The following is a 17,403-nucleotide window of genomic DNA, read 5'->3' as shown; positions in this document are numbered from 1 at the left end:
CTGACCGGGCCGCGCGCCGCCGCGCTGCGCCTGGACGACGTCGCGCACACGCTGCGCACCGGCCGGGTCGCCCTGGCCCACCGCGTGGCGTTCGTCGTGCGCGACCTGGACCGGCTGGCCGCCGAACTGGACGCGTTCGTACGGGACCCGGAAGGCGACGACACCGCGCGCCGCTTCACAGGCCCTGCGGCGGGCTGCGCCACGGCCGACGCCGACGCCACCCGCAAGCACACCGCGCAGCTCGCCCGCAGGCTCGCCGACGGCAAGCTGAAGAAGGCCGCGAAGGCCTGGGCGCGCGGCGCCGAGGCCGACTGGAGCCCGCTCGCCGGGCAGCGGCCCGCCCACCGCGTGAGCCTGCCCGGATACGCCTTCGCGCCGGTGGTCCACCCGTACCCGGTCCGCGCGCCGCGGCCCGCCACCGCCGCGCCCCGCCCGGACGCGGCCCCCGGCACGCCGCTCGCGCACCCGCTGCTGCACGAGAACGTGTCGCGGCTCGACGGACAGCGCTACCGCTCGTCCTTCTCCGGCGCCGAGTTCGTCCTGCACGACCACGTCGTCGACGGCAAGAAGCTGCTGCCCGCCGTCGCGAGCCTGGAGATGGCCTGCACGGCCGTGCGGCAGGCCCTGCCGGAGACGGCCGGGCGGCGCACCGTCCTGAAGAACGTGACGTGGGCGCGCCCCGTCGTCGTGGACGACGGCGGCAGGCAGGTGGAGTTCACCCTCACCCGCGACGAGACGGCCCCCTCCGGGCCGCTGGGCTTCGCCCTCCTGACGGACGGCGACCAGCTGTGCGTCCAGGGCCGCGCCACCATCGACGCGGCCGCGCCGCCGCCCCGCGTCGACCTCGCGGACCTGCGCGACCGGCTGCGCCTGCGGCCCCTCGCGGGCGAGGACGTGTACGCGCACATCGCCCGCGCGGGCGTCGCCTACGGCCCCGGCTTCCGCCTCGTGCACGTGCTGCATCGGGGCGAGCGCGACGGGCGCCGCGAGGTGCTCGCCGAACTGCGGCTGCCCGCGCACCTGCGCGCCACGGCGGACGCGTACGCGCTCCACCCCAGCTTCCTCGACGCCGCCGTGCACGCTTCGCTCGGCCTGGACCCGGCCTTCGACTCCGCCGCGGCCGGGACGGTCGCGGACGGGACGACGCGGGTGCCGTTCGCGCTCGACCGGCTCGACGCGCACGCGCCGTTCGGCGAGACGATGTACGCCTGGGTGCGCCCGGCGGCGAACCGTTCCGCCGCGGCGGAACGCGTCCTCGACATCGACCTCCTCGACCCGGCGGGGCAGGTCTGCGCCACGCTGCGCGGCCTCGCCTACCGCGCCCTGGCCACGCCCGACCGCCGGGAGCCCGAGAGCCGGGAGTCCGAGCGCCGCCCGGAGGCGACTCGCGCCTCCCGGCTGCGCACGCTGCTTCCGGTGTGGGAGCCCCGGCACCCCGCCGAGGCCCCGGCCCCGCAGAGCCCTCGGGGCGCCGTGCTCGTCCTGGACGCCGACCGCAGGCTGCACGCCGAACTGGCGGTGCTCCACCCGGGCCACCAGCGCGTCGACCTGCCTGATGGCGCGTCCGCCGACGACATCGCGGGGCTGATCCGCACCGCCTGCGCGGCCACCGGCGGGCGGATCGCCCGGATCGTCTGGGTCGCCCCCGCCGAGACCCCCGACGGCATGGTCCGGGGCCAGGAGCGCGGCGCGGTCCAGGTCTTCCGCGTCGTCAAGGCTCTACTCGCCCTCGGCCACGGCACGCGCGACCTCGCCTGGTCCCTCTACACGTTCGGCACCCAGGCCGTCCGCGAACCCGACCCGGTCGCGGCCACGCACGCGAGCGTCCACGGCCTGGCGGGCAGCCTCGCCCAGGAGCACACGCGCTGGACGATCGACCTCGTCGACCTGCCGCACCCGGACTCCGGCGACCTCGTCGGCGACCGCCTCGGCGAGGAGCGACGCCTCACCGGGGTGCGCCCCGGCACCACGGTGGCCCTGCGCGGCGGCCGCTGGTTCTCCCACGAACTGCTGCCCACCACCGCCCTGGAACCGGCCACCGGCACCTACCGGCACGGCGGCGTCTACGTCGTCATCGGCGGCGCGGGCGGCATCGGCGAGCTGTGGAGCCGGTACATGGTCGACCGCTACCGCGCGACGATCGTGTGGATCGGGCGGCGCCCCCTGGCCGACGGGGTGGAGCGGCGCCTCGCCGACCTCGCCGAGCGGGCCCGCGCCGCGGGCGCGGCGGCCCCCTCGTACGTTCAGGCCGACGCGCGCGACGACGAGAGCCTGCGGGCCGCGCACGCGCGGATCAAGCGGGACCACCCGCGCGTCGACGGCGTCGTGCACTCCGCGATCGTCCTCGCCGACAAGACCCTCGCGCACATGGACGAGGACCGGTTCCGCGCCGCCCTCGCCGCGAAGGCCGACGTCGGCGTCCGCGTCGCCGACGTGTTCGGGGCCGAGCCGCTGGACTTCCTGCTGTTCTTCTCCTCGGTCGAGAGCTTCGTCCGGGCCCCCGGACAGGCCAACTACGCCGCCGGATGCACCTTCAAGGACGCCCTCGCGCACGCCCTGAACCGGCGCGGCACCACCGTCGCCAAGGCGGTCAACTGGGGGTACTGGGGCGTGGCCGGTGTCGTCAGCGACTCCTTCTACCGCGAGCGGATGGCCGCCGCCGGAGTCGACTCGCTCGACCCCGACGAGGCGTTCACCGCCCTGGAGTCCTTCCTCGCGGGCGAGCACGGCCAGGTCGCCCTGATGCGCACCTTCGGCGACGAGGCGCTGCGCGGCCTCGCCCTGGACGAACACCAGGGCCGCCACCGCCGCGCGCTGCCCTCCGTGCGCGACGCCGTCGTGTCCGCGCACCGCGCGCCGCACGGCGAGGTGGAGCGGCTGCGCCGCTTCCTGCCGCACCCGCGCATGCGCGAACTCACCCTGAACCTGCTGTACGTGACCCTCCGCGACCTCGGCGCCGCGCGCCCGGACGGGGCCGGGCACGGCGTCCTGCCCCGGTACGCGCGCTGGCTGGAGGAGAGCCACCGGCTGTTCGCCGAGGCCGGCCCCGCCCTCGCCGCCCTGGACCTGGACGCCGCCGCCCTGTGGCGCCAGTGGCGGGCCGAGCGCGACGGCTGGCAGACAGGCGCCAACCAGCGCGCGCAGGTCGACCTGGTCGAGTCCTGCCTCCAGGCCCTGCCGGACGTCCTCACCGGCGTCCGCCAGGGCACCGAGATCCTCTTCCCCGGCTCCTCGCTGTCCCGCGTCGAGGGCGTCTACCGGGGCGACCCGGTCGTCGACTACTTCAACGACCGGCTCAGCGTGCTCCTCGCCGACGCCGTGCGCGCCTGGGGCACGGCCGAGCCGGGCCGGCGGCTGCGCGTCCTGGAGGTCGGCGCGGGGACCGGCGCGACCAGCGTCAAGGTCCTGGAGGCCCTCGAACCGTTCGGCGACCGCATCGCCGAGTACCACTACACCGACCTGTCCAAGGCCTTCCTGTTCCGCGCCGAGGAACGCCTCAAGCCCCGCTACCCGCACGTGACCACCGGCATATTCAACGCCGAGCACGCGCCCGGGCCGCAGGGCGTCGACCTCGGCGGCTTCGACGTCGTCGTGGCCACCAACGTCCTGCACGCCACCGCCGACATCTCCCGCACCCTGCGCAACGTCAAGGCGACCCTGCGGGAGGGCGGCCTGCTCCTGCTCAACGAGATGAGCCGCAACACCCTGCTCGCCCACGTCACGTTCGGCCTCGTGGACGGCTGGTGGCTGTACCGGGACGCCGCCCTGCGCATCCCCGGCAGCCCGGTGCTCTCCGCCGAGAGCTGGCGCGAGGTCCTGGAGGACGAAGGGTTCCGCACCGGTGCCCAGCCGGACACCGAGGCCCACGCGCTCGGGCAGATGCTGCTCGTCGCGGAGAGCGACGGACGGTACCGCACGCCGGACGGCCCGAGCGCCGCTCAGGACCAGGCCGCGCCCCGCACCACCGCCCCCGCGTACGAGCCCGTCGCGGCGGCGCCCGGCGCGGACGACGAGGGCGAGCTGCGCGCGCGTACCGCCGACTACTTCGAGCGGCTGCTGCGCGAGGCCCTGCACCTGGCGGACGGGGAGCTCGACCCGGCCAAGGACCTGCACGACTACGGCCTCGACTCCATCCTCGTGTCCGGCATGAACAGCGCCGTGGCCCGGGACTTCGAGGACGTCAGCAGCACCCTGTTCTTCGAACTGCGCACCCTGGACGAGCTCGTGGACCACTTCGTGGAGCGGCGGCGCCCGGAGCTGCGGACGCTCTTCGGCCTCGACCGGGCGGACGCCCGCAGCCCGCAGGCCGACGCCGCCCGGGCCTCCGACGCGTCCCTCGCCGAGAGGGCCGTCGCGTACCTCACCGGCCTCGTCGCCGAGACGCTGAAGCTCGACCCGGAGCGGCTCGACGCGGACGCCGACCTCTTCGACCTCGGCCTCGACTCCATCCTCGTCGTCCAGCTGAACAACACCCTCGGCCGCGACTTCGAGGACCTCGGCAGCACGCTGTTCTTCGACCACTCGACGGTCCGGGACGTGGCCGCGTACTTCGCGACGACGCACGCGGCGCGGCTGGCCGAGGTCCTGGGCACGGCGACCCCCGCGGCACCGCCGACGGAAGCCACCCGTCCGGCACCTCTGACCGCTGCGGTCGAGCCCGCCCCCGCCCCCGCCCCGGCTCCCGAGGTCCGGCCCCGGCCCGAGCCGCACTCCGGCGACATCGCCGTCGTGGGCCTCGCCGGGCGCTACCCGGGCGCCGAGAGCCCCGCCCGCCTGTGGGAGAACCTGGCCCGCGGCGAGAGTGCGACCGCGCCCTACCCGGCCGACCGCTGGTGGTGCGACTGGCAGGACCGGGAGCGCCCCTGGGGCGGCTTCCTCGACGACGTGGCCTCCTTCGACGCCGCGTACTTCGGCATCGACGAGCGCGAGGCCGCGGCCATGGACCCGCAGGAGCGGCTGTTCATCGAGACCGCGCACGGAGCCGTGCAGGACGCGGGCTACACGCCCGCGGCCCTCGCCGGACACGGCCGCGTCGGCGTGTTCGTGGGCGTCATGAACGCCACGTACAACGGGCGCACGGCCTACTCGTCCATCGCCAACCGCACCTCCTACCTCTTCGACTTCCAGGGCCCGAGCGTGGCCGTCGACACGGCCTGCTCCGGGTCGCTCACGGCCCTGCACCTGGCCGTGCAGAGCCTGCTCTCCGGGGACAGCGCCTGCGCGGTGGCGGGCGGCGTCAACCTGCTCCTCGGCACGGACCACTTCGACGTGCTCCAGGAGCACGGCCTGCTGTCGTCAGGGGAGCGGTGCCGCCCCTTCTCCGAGCACGCGGACGGCTTCCTCGCGGCGGAGGGTGTCGGCGCCGTGGTGCTGCGCCCGCTGCGCGACGCGCTGGCCGCGGGCGACCACGTCTACGGCGTGATCAAGGGAAGTGCCGTCAACTCCGGCGGCCGCACCAGCCGTTACAGCATGCCGAGCCTGGACGCGCAGCGCGACGTCGTCACCCACGCCCTGGCCAGGGCCGGGGTCACGCCGGACACGATCAGCTACGTGGAGGCCCACGGCACGGCGACGCCCCTCGGCGACTCCCTGGAGATCTCCGCGCTCAGCCGCGCCTTCGCCGGTGACCGCCCGGGGCAGTACTGCGCGGTCGGCTCGCTCAAGTCCAACCTGGGCCACTGCGAGAGCGCCTCGGGCATCGCGGGCCTCACCAAGGTCCTGATGCAGCTGCGCCACCGCGCGCTCGCGCCCTCGATCAACGCCGAGGACCTCAACACCGGCATCGTCTTCAAGCAGTCGCCGTTCCACGTCCAGCGCGAGCTCGCCCCCTGGAACCCGGTCGACGCCGACGGGCGCCCCCTGCCGCGGCGCGCGGGCATCTCCTGCTTCGGCGCGGGCGGCTCGAACGCACACCTGATCATCGAGGGATACGAGAACATGGCCGACGACGAGGCCCGCACCGCCGATGCGACGGCCGACGAGACCTGCCTGGTCCCGCTGTCGGCGCACACGCCCGAGCAGCTGCGCACGGCGGCCGGGCAGCTGGCCGCGCACCTGGGCGAGGCGGAGCGCGAGCGGCGCCCGGTGCCGCTGCGCGACCTCGCGCACACCCTCCAGACCGGCCGCGACGAACTGCCCGTGCGCCTCGCGCTCGTCGTCCGCTCCACCGCCGAACTCGCCGCAGCGCTCGCCGAGTTCAGCGCACACGGCGTCGCGGGACCCGGCCGGTACGCCGACCTCACCGAATCCGGCACCGGCACCAGCACCGGTGCACGGGTGTCGGCGGTGGGCGGCGCGGCCGGTGACCCGCACGCGGCGGCGCGCGGCTGGCTGGCCGGAGCGAGCGTCGCGTGGGCCGAGCTGTATGCCGGGCGCCCGCCGCGCCGCGTCAGCCTGCCGACGTACCCGTTCGCACGGCGCGAGTACTGGTACGAGACTGCGGGGGAGCGGCTCCAGGCCGGGGAGCGCGCGTCCGGCACCCCGGTAGCGGCACGCCCCGCACCGCACCCCGCACCGCGCCCCGAGGACGGCGCCCACGACGTCCGGGCCTGGCTGCGCGCCGCGCTCGCCGAGGAGCTGGACGGCGTCGCGCCCCACGACGTCGCCACCGACCGCGAGTTCGCCGCGCTCGGCGTCTCGTCGATGGGCCTGGTGCGGCTCTCCCGGCGGGTGCGGAGCGAGCTGCACGCGGACTTCGCGTCGGCCGCGCTCTTCGAGCACCGCACCGTCGACGCCCTGGCCGCCCACCTCGTCGGCGTACTCCCGCAGGTGGTTCACGCCCCCGATGCGGTCGACGCGTTCGTGCCGCACCCGCTGTCCGAGGGGCAGCGGGGCCTGTGGAGCCTCCAGAAGTCCGCACCCGACGCGAGCGTGTACAACGTGCCGCTGTGCTTCCAGGTGTCCGGCCTCGACCTGCCGGCCCTGCGCACCGCCTTCGACCGGGTCCGCACCCGCCACCCGCTGCTTGCGGCCGTCGTACGACGCGACGGCGACCGGCTCGTGTTCGCACGGCCCGAGGCCCCGCGGCCCGCGGTCGCCGAGCACGAGCTGACCGCGACGGACCCGGACGAGGTGCGCGCACGGCTGCGCGCGCACGCCAGGGAGCCGTTCGACCTGGAGAACGGCCCGCTGTGCCGGCTGAGCGTCTTCCACGGCGCTCCGGGCGCGGACGCCCGGGTGCTCCTGAACGCCCACCACCTCGTCCTCGACGGCGCCTCCGCCGTCGTGCTCGTCAAGGACCTGCTGGCCGCCTACCGGAGCGCCGCCGCGGGCGCCGCGCCGGTTCCGGCCGCCGCGGCCGCCCCGTACGCCGAGTTCGTCGCCGACGAGGCCGCTCTCCTGGCCGGGGACGAGGGCGCGGACCGGCTCGCCTTCTGGCGCGAGCAGCTGGCCGCGCTGCCGCCCGTCCCCGCCTTCCCCACGGACCGGCCGCGCTCCGCGCCCGACCAGGGGCGGCACGGCGCCACCGAGGTCCTGCGGCTCCCGGTGGACCTCGGCGACCGCGTCGCCCGGTTCGCCCGCGAGCGGGGCGTCTACCCGTCCGCCGTGTTCCTGGCCGCGCACCAGGTCCTGCTGCGGCAGTACGCCCAGCAGGACGACGTCGTCGTCGGCATGCCGGTCAGCACCCGGCCCGGCGCCCGCTTCGACGGCACCGTCGGCCACTTCGTCACCATGGTGCCGGTCCGGACCCGGATGTCGGGGCGCGGCACGTTCGCCGAGCTGTGTGCGGACGTCCAGGGCACGCTGCTGGACGCCCTCGCGCACGCCTACCCGTTCGGCCCGCTGGTCCGCGAGCTCGGCCTGGGCACGGCCGACGGCTCCGCGCCGGTGTTCCGCCACGCCTTCATGTACCAGGACTGGCACGAGGACGTCACCGCGGGAGCCCCCGGCGTCCGCTACGTCGAGGGCGTCCACCAGGAGGGCGAGTACGAACTCGTCGTCGAGGTCATCGCGCCGCACGCCGCCGAGGACGCGTACACCGTCAAGGCGAAGTACGACCCCGCCCTGTTCGACGCCGCGACGGTGGACCGGCTGCTGCGCCAGTACGCCCACCTCCTGGAGTCGGCCCCGGCCACGGACCCGTTCCGGCGGCTCGACGACTGTTCGGCGGCCTCGCCGCAGGAGCTGCACACCCTCACCGTGGAGTGGAACGACACCGCCGTCACCCAGCCGGACAAGCACGTCCACGAGCTGTTCGCCGAGCAGGCGGCCCGCACCCCCGACGCGATCGCGCTCGTGGCGGGCACCGAGTCCGTGACGTACGCGCGACTGGACGAGCGCACCCGGGAGCTGGCCGCGCGCCTGCGCCGAACCGGCGTGGGACCGGGCCGTCTCGTCGCCGTCCACCTGGAGCGCTCCGTCGACCTCGTCGTCGCGCTGCTCGCCACCCTGCGCGCCGGGGGCGCCTACATCCCCCTCGACCCGGACTACCCGCGCGACCGGATCGCCCACATCCTCGACGACGCAGGGCCCGCCGTCCTGCTCAGCCACACCGCGCTGCGCGGACGCCTCGCGGACCTGGCGGTTCCGGCCGGTCGGCGCCTGCTCGTGCTCGACGACCCGGACGCCGACCCGGCGGCCGCGGAGCCGAGCGGCGCCGCGCCCGGCGCGCAGGACCCGGCCTACGTCATCTACACCTCCGGCAGCACGGGCCTGCCGAAGGGCGTCGTGGTGCCCCACCGCGCGCTCACCAACTTCCTGTGCGCGATGGCGAAGCGGCCGGGCCTCGGCGCGGCCGACCGCGTCCTCGCGGTGACGACGCACAGCTTCGACATCGCCGCCCTGGAGCTCTATCTGCCGCTCGTCACCGGCGCCGAGTGCCACCTCAGCGACCCGGAGACCGCGCGCTCCGGCGACCGGCTCGCCGCGCTCGTCGCGCGGGTGCGGCCCACCGTGATGCAGGCGACCCCCGCCACCTGGACGATGCTGCTGCACGCGGGCTGGACCAACGCCGAAGGCCTGCGCGTGCTGTGCGGCGGCGAGGCACTGTCCGAGTCCCTCGCGGAGCGCCTCACCGCCCTGGGCGGCGAGGTGTGGAACCTGTTCGGGCCCACCGAGACCACCGTGTGGTCCACGGTCGCCCGGGTGGAGGCGGGCCGCCGCGTCACCATCGGGCGCCCCATCGACAACACCCGGATCCACATCCTCGACAAGCGCGGCGCCACGGCCCCGGTCGGCGTGCCCGGCGAGCTGTGCATCGCGGGCGACGGGCTCGCGCTCGGCTACCTCAACAAGCCCGAGCTCACCGCCGAGCGGTTCCCCGCCGACCCCTTCACGCCGGGCGGCAGGCTGTACCGCACGGGCGACCTGGCACGGCGCCGCGCGGACGGCGCCATCGAGTGCCTGGGACGGATCGACTCCCAGGTGAAGGTGCGCGGCTTCCGCGTCGAGCCGGGCGAGATCGAGCACGCCCTCACCCGGCACCCCGCCGTGCGCGAGTGCGCCGTCGTCACCAGGGCCGAGCCCGCGACGGGCGCCACCCAGCTCGTCGCCTACTGGACCGGCGGCAACGCCACCGCGCGCGAGCTGACCGAGCACCTGCGCCGGGCCCTGCCCGCGTACATGGTGCCCGCGTTCGTCCTGCCGGTCGACGCGCTGCCGCAGACCCCGAACGGCAAGGTGGACCGGCTCGCCCTGGCCCGCCGGCCGATCACGCTGCCGGACGCGCCCGCCCCGGAGCGGAGCCCGGCTCCGCCGACCGCCGTCGGCACCGTCCGCGACAGCGACGTGCTCGCCGTGTGGCGGGACGTGCTCGGCGTCGCCGGGCTCCGCCCCACGGACGCCTTCCTGGACGCGGGCGGCAACTCCGTCCTCGCGGTGGTGCTCGCCGACCGCGTCGCCGAGCGCTTCGGCGTGCGCTTCACCTCGGCGGACGTCTTCGGCTGCGTCGACGCGGCCGGTACGGCAGCCCGGCTGCGCGCGGACCTCGGCGCGGCGCACCGGCCGGGCGACGACGCGGCCCCGGCCGCCGACACCCCGTCGGCCGATGGCGCGCCCCGTGCCACGGCCCCGGCCGCGCCGGAGCCGTCCGGCCGGCTCGACGGCGCCGTCGCCGTCATCGGCGTCTCCGTCGGGCTCCCCGGCGCCGACGACCACCGCGCGTTCTGGCGCAACCTCGTCGCGGGCACGGAGAGCGTGGAGCTGTGCACCCCTGACGAGCTGCGCCGCATCGGCGTCGACGAAGGCCTGGTCCAGGACCCGGCGCACGTGCCGGTCCGCGCGAGCATGCGCGGCAAGGGCCTGTTCGACCACGCCTTCTTCCAGGTCTCGGCGCGCGACGCCGAACTCATGGACCCGCAGGCCCGCCAGCTGCTCCAGCACGCCTGGAAGGCCGTCGAGGACGCCGCGTACCTGCCCGCCGACATCGCCGACGCGGCGGTGTACATGTCCACCGCCAACTCCCTCTACCAGGCGCCCGTCACCGGCCCCGGCGCCCGCCGCGACTCGGAGGCCCTCGTCGGCTTCCTCCAGGCGCAGCCCGGCACCGTGCCGACGACCGTGTCGCACCGGCTCGGCCTGCGCGGACCGAGCCTGTTCGTGCACAGCAACTGCTCGTCGGCGCTCGCCGGCCTCGCCCTGGCCTGCCAGGGCATCCAGTCGGGCCAGACCACGCACGCCCTGGTCGGCGGCTGCGCGATGTACGGCGAGGAGACCGTCGGCTACCTCTACGAGGAGGGCATGACGCTGTCGCCCGACGGGCACTGCAAGCCCTTCGCGGCGGACGCCCGCGGCATGGTCGGCGGCGAGGGAGCCGTCGTCGTCCTCCTGAAGGACGCCCGCGCGGCGGTGCGCGACGGCGACCACATCCACGCGCTCGTGCGCGGCGTCGGCATGAACAACGACGGTGCCCGCAAGGCGGGTTACTACGCGCCGAGCCTCACCGGGCAGAGCGAACTGATCGCCTCCGTCCTCGACCGCGCCGGGGTGCGCGCCGAGTCCGTCCGCTACCTGGAGGCCCACGGCACCGGCACCGTCATCGGCGACCCCGTCGAGGTGAACGCCGTGTCCGAGGCGTTCCGGCGCCACACCGGCGCCACCGGCTTCTGCGGCATCGGCTCGGTGAAGGCGAACCTGGGCCACCTCGACGCGGCGGCGGGCCTCGCGGGCCTCGTGAAGTCCGCCCTCGTCCTGAGCCACCGCACGGTGCCGCCGACCATCAACCACGAGGCGCCCAACCCGCAGATCGACTTCGCGAACTCCCCGTTCCACGTGGTGGACCGGCTCACCCCGCTGTCGCCCGCGGACGGCCAGCCGCTGCGCGCCGCCGTCAGCTCCTTCGGCATCGGCGGCACGAACGTCCACGCCGTCCTCGAAGAGGCCCCGCCGCGCGACGGCCTCGGCGCGGACCTCCCCGGGCCGCACCTCGTCCCCCTGTCGGCGAGGACGCCCGACGCCCTGCGGCGGTACGCCCGCGACCTGGCCCGGCACCTCACCGACGAGGCGGCCCCGGTGGCGGATGTCGCCTTCACCTTCCAGGTGGGCCGCACCGCCCTGCCCTGCCGGGCGGCGTTCACGGCCGGGACCACGGCCGAACTCGTCGCGGCCCTTGAGGACTTCGCCGAGCGCGCGCAGCCGAACACGCGGCCGAGCGCGCAGCCGAACACGCAGGCACCCGCCGTCCTCGACGTTCTCGACGACGAGGACCGGCGCGCCCTGCTCGACCAGTGGCTCGCCGAGCGCAGGCTCGACAAGGTGGCCCGCCTGTGGGAGGCGGGCGAGCCCGTCGACTGGCGGCGGCTGTACGCCGACGGGCCGCGCCCGCACCGCCTGAGCCTGCCCGCGTACCCCTTCGAGGAGCAGCACTTCTGGCTGCGCGCCGAGCCCCCGGCACCGGTCGAGGACGCCTCCGTGGCCCCCCGCCTGTTCGCGGAGCACTGGGTGGCGCGCGACGCCGCGGCGGTCGCGGACACCGGCGCCCGGCGCGTGGTCGTGGCCTTCCTGTCCGACCGCGCGGCCCAGGACGCCTACCGGGCCGCGACGCTCCGGCACGCGCCCGGCACCCGCCTGGTCTTCGTCGCCAGGACCGACAGCGGCACCGGCACCGGCACCCCGGAGCCCGCGCCCGGCGACGCCGGGGCCGCGCTGACGGGGTACCGCGTCGACCCCGCCGACGAGCGCGCCCTCGCGCGGACGCTCGTCGCCGTCGCCGAGGCCCACGGCCCGCTCGACGCCCTCCACTACCTGTGGCCCACCGAGCGCGCGGACGGCAGGCCGCCGCTGCGCGAACTCGCCGACGTCGGCGTGCTCGTACGGGCCGTCGCCGCCACCGGCGACACCGTCCCTGACGTCCTCGTCGCGGGCCACTACGACGACGCCGTGGGCCAGGCCGCCCTCGACGCCCTGATCGGCTACGAGCGCTCCCTGTCCGGGCCGCTGCCCGGCACCGCGCTGCGCGTCGTGCTGCACGAGGGCGCCGTGGCCGCGGGCCGCTGGGCCGAGCTGCTCCTGACCGAGCAGCACCAGGAGCAGAAGGCCGCCGCCCTGTACCGGGGCGGGCAGCGCCACGTCTGCGAGGTGCGGAGCCTGCCCGACGCCGCCGCGCACCGCACGGGTGCCCTGCGTGAGGGCGGCACGTACCTGATCACCGGCGCCTTCGGCGGCCTCGGCCGCCGCGTCGCCGGGCACCTGGCCCGCGCCTACCGCGCGAACCTCGTCCTGCTCGGCCGCTCGCCGCTGAGCCCCGCCGACGAGACCTGGGCCGCGGGGCTCGGCGAGCACGGCGGCGCCGTCGTCTGCCGCCGCGCCGACGTCACCGACGAGGACGCCCTCGTCGAGGCGCTCAGCACCCTGCCGCCCGCGCTGCGGGCCATCGACGGCGTCGTGCACGCCGCGGGCACCGCGCAGCGGCTCGCCGTGACGGACGCGACCCGCGACGCCGCCCGGCGCGTCCTCGCCGCCAAGGTGGACGGGACGCTCGCCGTCGAACGGGCCCTCGCCCGCACGAGCGCCGGGCGCTCCGCGGAGTTCATCTGCCTCTTCTCGTCCAGCTCCGCCACCCTCGGCGACTTCGGCAGCTGCGACTACGCGGTCGCCAACCGCTTCCAGTCGGCCTACGCGCGCGCCCTCGCCGAGCGCGGCGAGCGACGGCTGCTCGCCGTCGGCTGGCCGCTGTGGGAGGACGGCGGCATGGGCGCCGCCGCCCAGCGCGCGGCCGACCACGACCACGTCACCGCGTACCTGGCCGCCAGCGGCCAGCGGCCCCTCGGCGCCGACACCGCGCTCGCCGTCCTCGAACGGCTCCTCGCGGAGCGGTCCGGCACCGCCGCGCCCCTGGTCCTGCACGCGCCCGCCGAGCGGGCCATCGCCCTGGCCGAGCGGGCCGTCGCGCCCGCACCGCACCGCCCGCGACCGGCGGCCCCCGCGGCCACCGGCCAGGACCCGGCCCCCGCGCGGGAGCCGGCCGCGGCACACGACCGGCGTCGCGCCGCCCTGGCCGACGCGGTGCGCGAGGTCGTCGCGCACGTCCTGAAGTCCCCCGCGGACCAGCTGGACGACGACAGCGGCTTCCACGACCTGGGCCTGGACTCCATCCGCCTCACCCAGCTCGCCCACCGGCTCGCCGAACGCCTCGGCACGCCGCTCCAGCCGACGGTCCTGTACGACCACCCGTCGGTACGGCGCCTGACCGACCACCTGGCCGACGAACCGGACGTCCAGCTGCCCGAGTCCGCCGAGCCCGTCGTGGCTCCGACGGCCCCGCGCCCCGCCCCCGAAGCCGCCCCCGCCGACCCCGGCACCGACAGCGCCGCCGACGCCGTCGCCGTCATCGGCATGAGCGGCATCTTCCCCGGCTGCCGCGACGTGGACGCCTTCTGGTCCGCGCTCGCCGACGGCAAGGACCTCGTCCGCGAACTGCCGTCCGCCCGCTTCGGCGCACCGGCGACCGGTGACGGGGGCGCGCCGCGGCCCTACCGGTGGATGGGCAGCATCGACTGGGCGGACGAATTCGACGCCGCCTTCTTCGAGATCGCCCCCAAGGAGGCGCGCACGCTCGACCCGCGCCAGCGCCACCTCCTCCAGGAGTGCTGGAAGGCGCTGGAGGACGCCGCCCTCGGCGCCCAGGAGCTGGCGGGCCGCAAGGTCGGCGTGTTCGTCGGCGTGGAACAGGGCGACTACCAGCTCCTCGACGGCTCCGGCGGCAACCTCACCTCGAACCACGACGGCGTCCTCGCCGCGCGCCTTTCGTACTTCCTCGACCTGAAGGGCCCCGTCCTCGCGGTCAACACCTCCTGCTCCTCGGGCCTGGTCGCGCTGCACCAGGCGCGCGCGAGCCTGCTCCAGGGGGAGTGCGACATCGCCGTCGTCGCGGCGGCGAACTTCGTCCTGACCCCGCAGGCGCTCGCCGCCATGGACGACGCGGGCATGCTGTCGGCCTCCGGCCGGTGCGCCACGTTCGACCAGGACGCCGACGGCATGGTCCCCGGCGAGGCCGTCACGGCCCTGGTCCTTCGCCCGCTGGCGGCCGCGGAGGCCGCGGGCGACCCCGTGCACAGCGTGATCACGGCCAGCGGCCTCAACTACGACGGCCGCACCAACGGCATCACCGCGCCCTCGGGCGACGCCCAGCGCGAGCTCCTGGAGTCCGTGTACGAGCGGGGCGGCATCGACCCGGCGGACATCGGCTACGTCGTGACCCACGGCACCGGCACCAAGCTCGGCGACCCGGTCGAGGTGGGCGCCCTGCGCGCGGCCTTCGCCCGGCACACCGACGAGCGCGGGTTCTGCGCCCTCACCTCGACCAAGACCAACGTCGGCCACACCTTCGCCGCCTCCGGCCTGGTCGGCCTGGTCTGTCTGACCGAGGCGCTGCGCCACCGCGCCATCCCGCCCAGCCTGCACTGCGAGCGCGACAACGAGTACATCGACTGGAGCGCCAGCCCCTTCTACGTCAACAAGGCGACGAAGGAGTGGCCCGCCCCGCGCCACGGCCACCGCACCGGCGCGGTCAGCGCGTTCGGGATGAGCGGCACCAACGCCCACGTGGTCGTACGGGAGTACACCGGCCGGCCGGTCACGGCGGCTCCGGCGCAGCCCGCCTACCTCCTGCCGGTCTCCGCCAAGACGGACACGGCCCTGGAGGGGATCGTCGACGCCCTCCTCGACCGGATCGCGAGCGGCGCCCTGACGGACGCCGACCTGCCCCGGCTCAGCGCCACCCTCGGCACCGGCCGCCACCACTTCCGGCACCGGTGCGCCCTGGTCGTGAGCTCCCTCGACGAGGCCGCCGCGCTCTGGCGCGGCTGGCGCCGCGCGCGGACGGCCCCGGCCGACGCGTGCTTCGAGGGCGTCGTGCCCCGCGGCTTCACCGAGCGGGCGCAGGACGCCGACCGGCTCCGGGCCGCGGCCGACAGCGCCCGGGACACCGGGCTCGACCCGGCCGCGCGACGGGCGGCCCTCGCCGAGGTCGCGCGCGGCTACGTCGCGGGCCACACCGTCCCGACCGCCGTAACCCGGCCCGACGGCCGCCCCGTCACGCGGCTGCGGCTGCCCGCGTACCCGTTCGCGCGGAACCGCTACTGGGTGCGCGCCGAGCAGCAGTCCCCGGCTCCGGCCACGGCTGCGGCGCCGGCTCCGGTCAGCCTGACCGCGGCGGAGCCGGTCCCGGCGCCCGCCGACCCGGCCCCCGCCCCGGAGCCGCGCAAGCCCGTCGTCCTGCGGGACTTGGCGGACATACCGCACCGAATCGACACCACCGACTCCTCACCCATTGCCGCGAAGCCGCAGGTGTCCCTGGCGCCCCTGACGGCGTCTGCGCCTGCCCGTCCCGGCACCGCGCCCGAGGCCGCAGAGGCACGGCCCGTCACCCGCGACCACGACGTACTGGAAGACCTCAAGGCGGCGGCCGACCTCGACTTCGGCGGGATGGTCGCCACCCTGAACCGCACCGGCGTGATGGTCGAGCGGCTGATCCCGTACTCCCAGGAGTTCGCCGCGTACGCGGGCGAGAGCGGCGGCGAGGCCCTGGACCTGGGCTGCGCGTACGGCGTGGCGAGCATCGCCGCGCTCGAACGCGGGGCGCGGGTGGTGGCGCTCGACATGGAGCAGAAGCACCTGGACATCCTCGGACAGCGCGTCAACGACGAGGCCCGGGAGCGGCTTTCCCTGCGCCAGGGCATGCTGCCCGACGTCGACTTCGAGGCCGGGCGCTTCACGGCCGTGCACGCCAGCCGCGTGATGCACTTCCTCGCCCCGGACGACTTCCGGCTCACGCTGCGCAAGATGTACGAGTGGCTGGCGCCCGGCGGCAAGGTCTTCCTCAGCTCGGACTCGCCGTACTTCGGCTACTGGGCGTCCAAGGCCGCCGACTACGAGGCGCGCAAGAGCGCGGGCGACCCGTGGCCCGGCTTCATCGACGACGTCGCCGCGCACTTCGAGGCGGCCCACGTCGTCGGCGGTCCGCCGCTGATCAACGCGATCGACCCCGACGTGTTCCGCAGGGAGTGCGAGGCTGCCGGGTTCGTCGTGGAGCGGGCCGGGTTCTTCGGCGCCGTGGGCGTGGACCGGGAGTCGTACGGCGCGCCCGCCCCCGACATGGAGCACGTGGGCGTCATCGCCCGCAAACCGGACGAAAAGGCCACAGTGTCCGATCCCGCGGCCACCTCGGCCGACGGCACCCGCATCCGCTACCGGACGCGCGGCAACGGCTCCACCGCCCTCGTCCTCATCCACGGCCTCGGCTGCGACGCGTCGTACTGGGACCGGCAGCTGGAGCACTTCGCCGACCGCTACACCGTGGTCGCGCCCGACCTCGCCGGGCACGGCGGATCGGGCAGGGCCCGGCGGCGCTGGACCGTGGAGGCGTTCGCCGAGGACGTCGTCGCCGTCGTCGAGCAGGAGGGCCTCGACGACGTGGTCCTCGTCGGGCACTCCCTCGGCGGGCCCGTGATGCTGGCCGCCGAGCGGCTCCTGGGCGGCCGGGTCCGCGGTCTGGTCGGCGTGGACACGCTGCACAACTTCGAGCCCAAGGCGCTCTCCGCCGAGCAGCTCGACCGGTTCGTGCGGACGTTCAGCGAGCAGCCGGTGGAAGCGCGGGAGCTGTTCCTCGACGGCGCGCGCGACGACCTCGTCGCCCTGGTCGCGCGCACCCGCGAGGAGACCGGGGCGGACGTGGTGTCCGCCGCGTTCCGCGAGATGCTCACCTACCTCCAGGACGTGCCCAAGCACTTCGACGTGCCGCTCGTACTGATCAACTCGACGTCCTGGATGCCGACGAACCTGACCGCGGCGCGCCGCTACGGCGTCGAGGTGGAACTGGTCGACGGCGTCGGGCACTTCGTGATGCTCGAGGCGCCCCTCACCTTCAACGCGACCCTGCGCCGCCGTCTGGAGCAGCTCGTTCCTGACGTCGCCGCAGGTCAGGACGGCAGCGGGCGCGGAGCCCGGACGGAAGGGGCCGATTCCTGA

The 17,403-nt window shown here is 75.9% G+C and carries 1 protein-coding gene (running past one end of the window); it reads left to right on the top strand.

Annotated features, from left to right (window positions below; translation table 11 throughout):
- Positions 1-17,403, top strand: the 3' portion of a protein-coding gene (locus IG74_RS50745) for a non-ribosomal peptide synthetase (protein ID WP_030668919.1). The gene continues 4,731 nt to the left of window position 1, outside the view; only the last 17,403 of its 22,134 coding nucleotides appear in the window; its start codon lies beyond the left edge, outside the window; its stop codon occupies positions 17,401-17,403.

The organism is Streptomyces sp. NRRL B-1347, from assembly GCF_000720325.1.
GTDB lineage: Bacteria > Actinomycetota > Actinomycetes > Streptomycetales > Streptomycetaceae > Streptomyces.
This window is presented reverse-complemented; position numbering and strand designations above follow the sequence as displayed.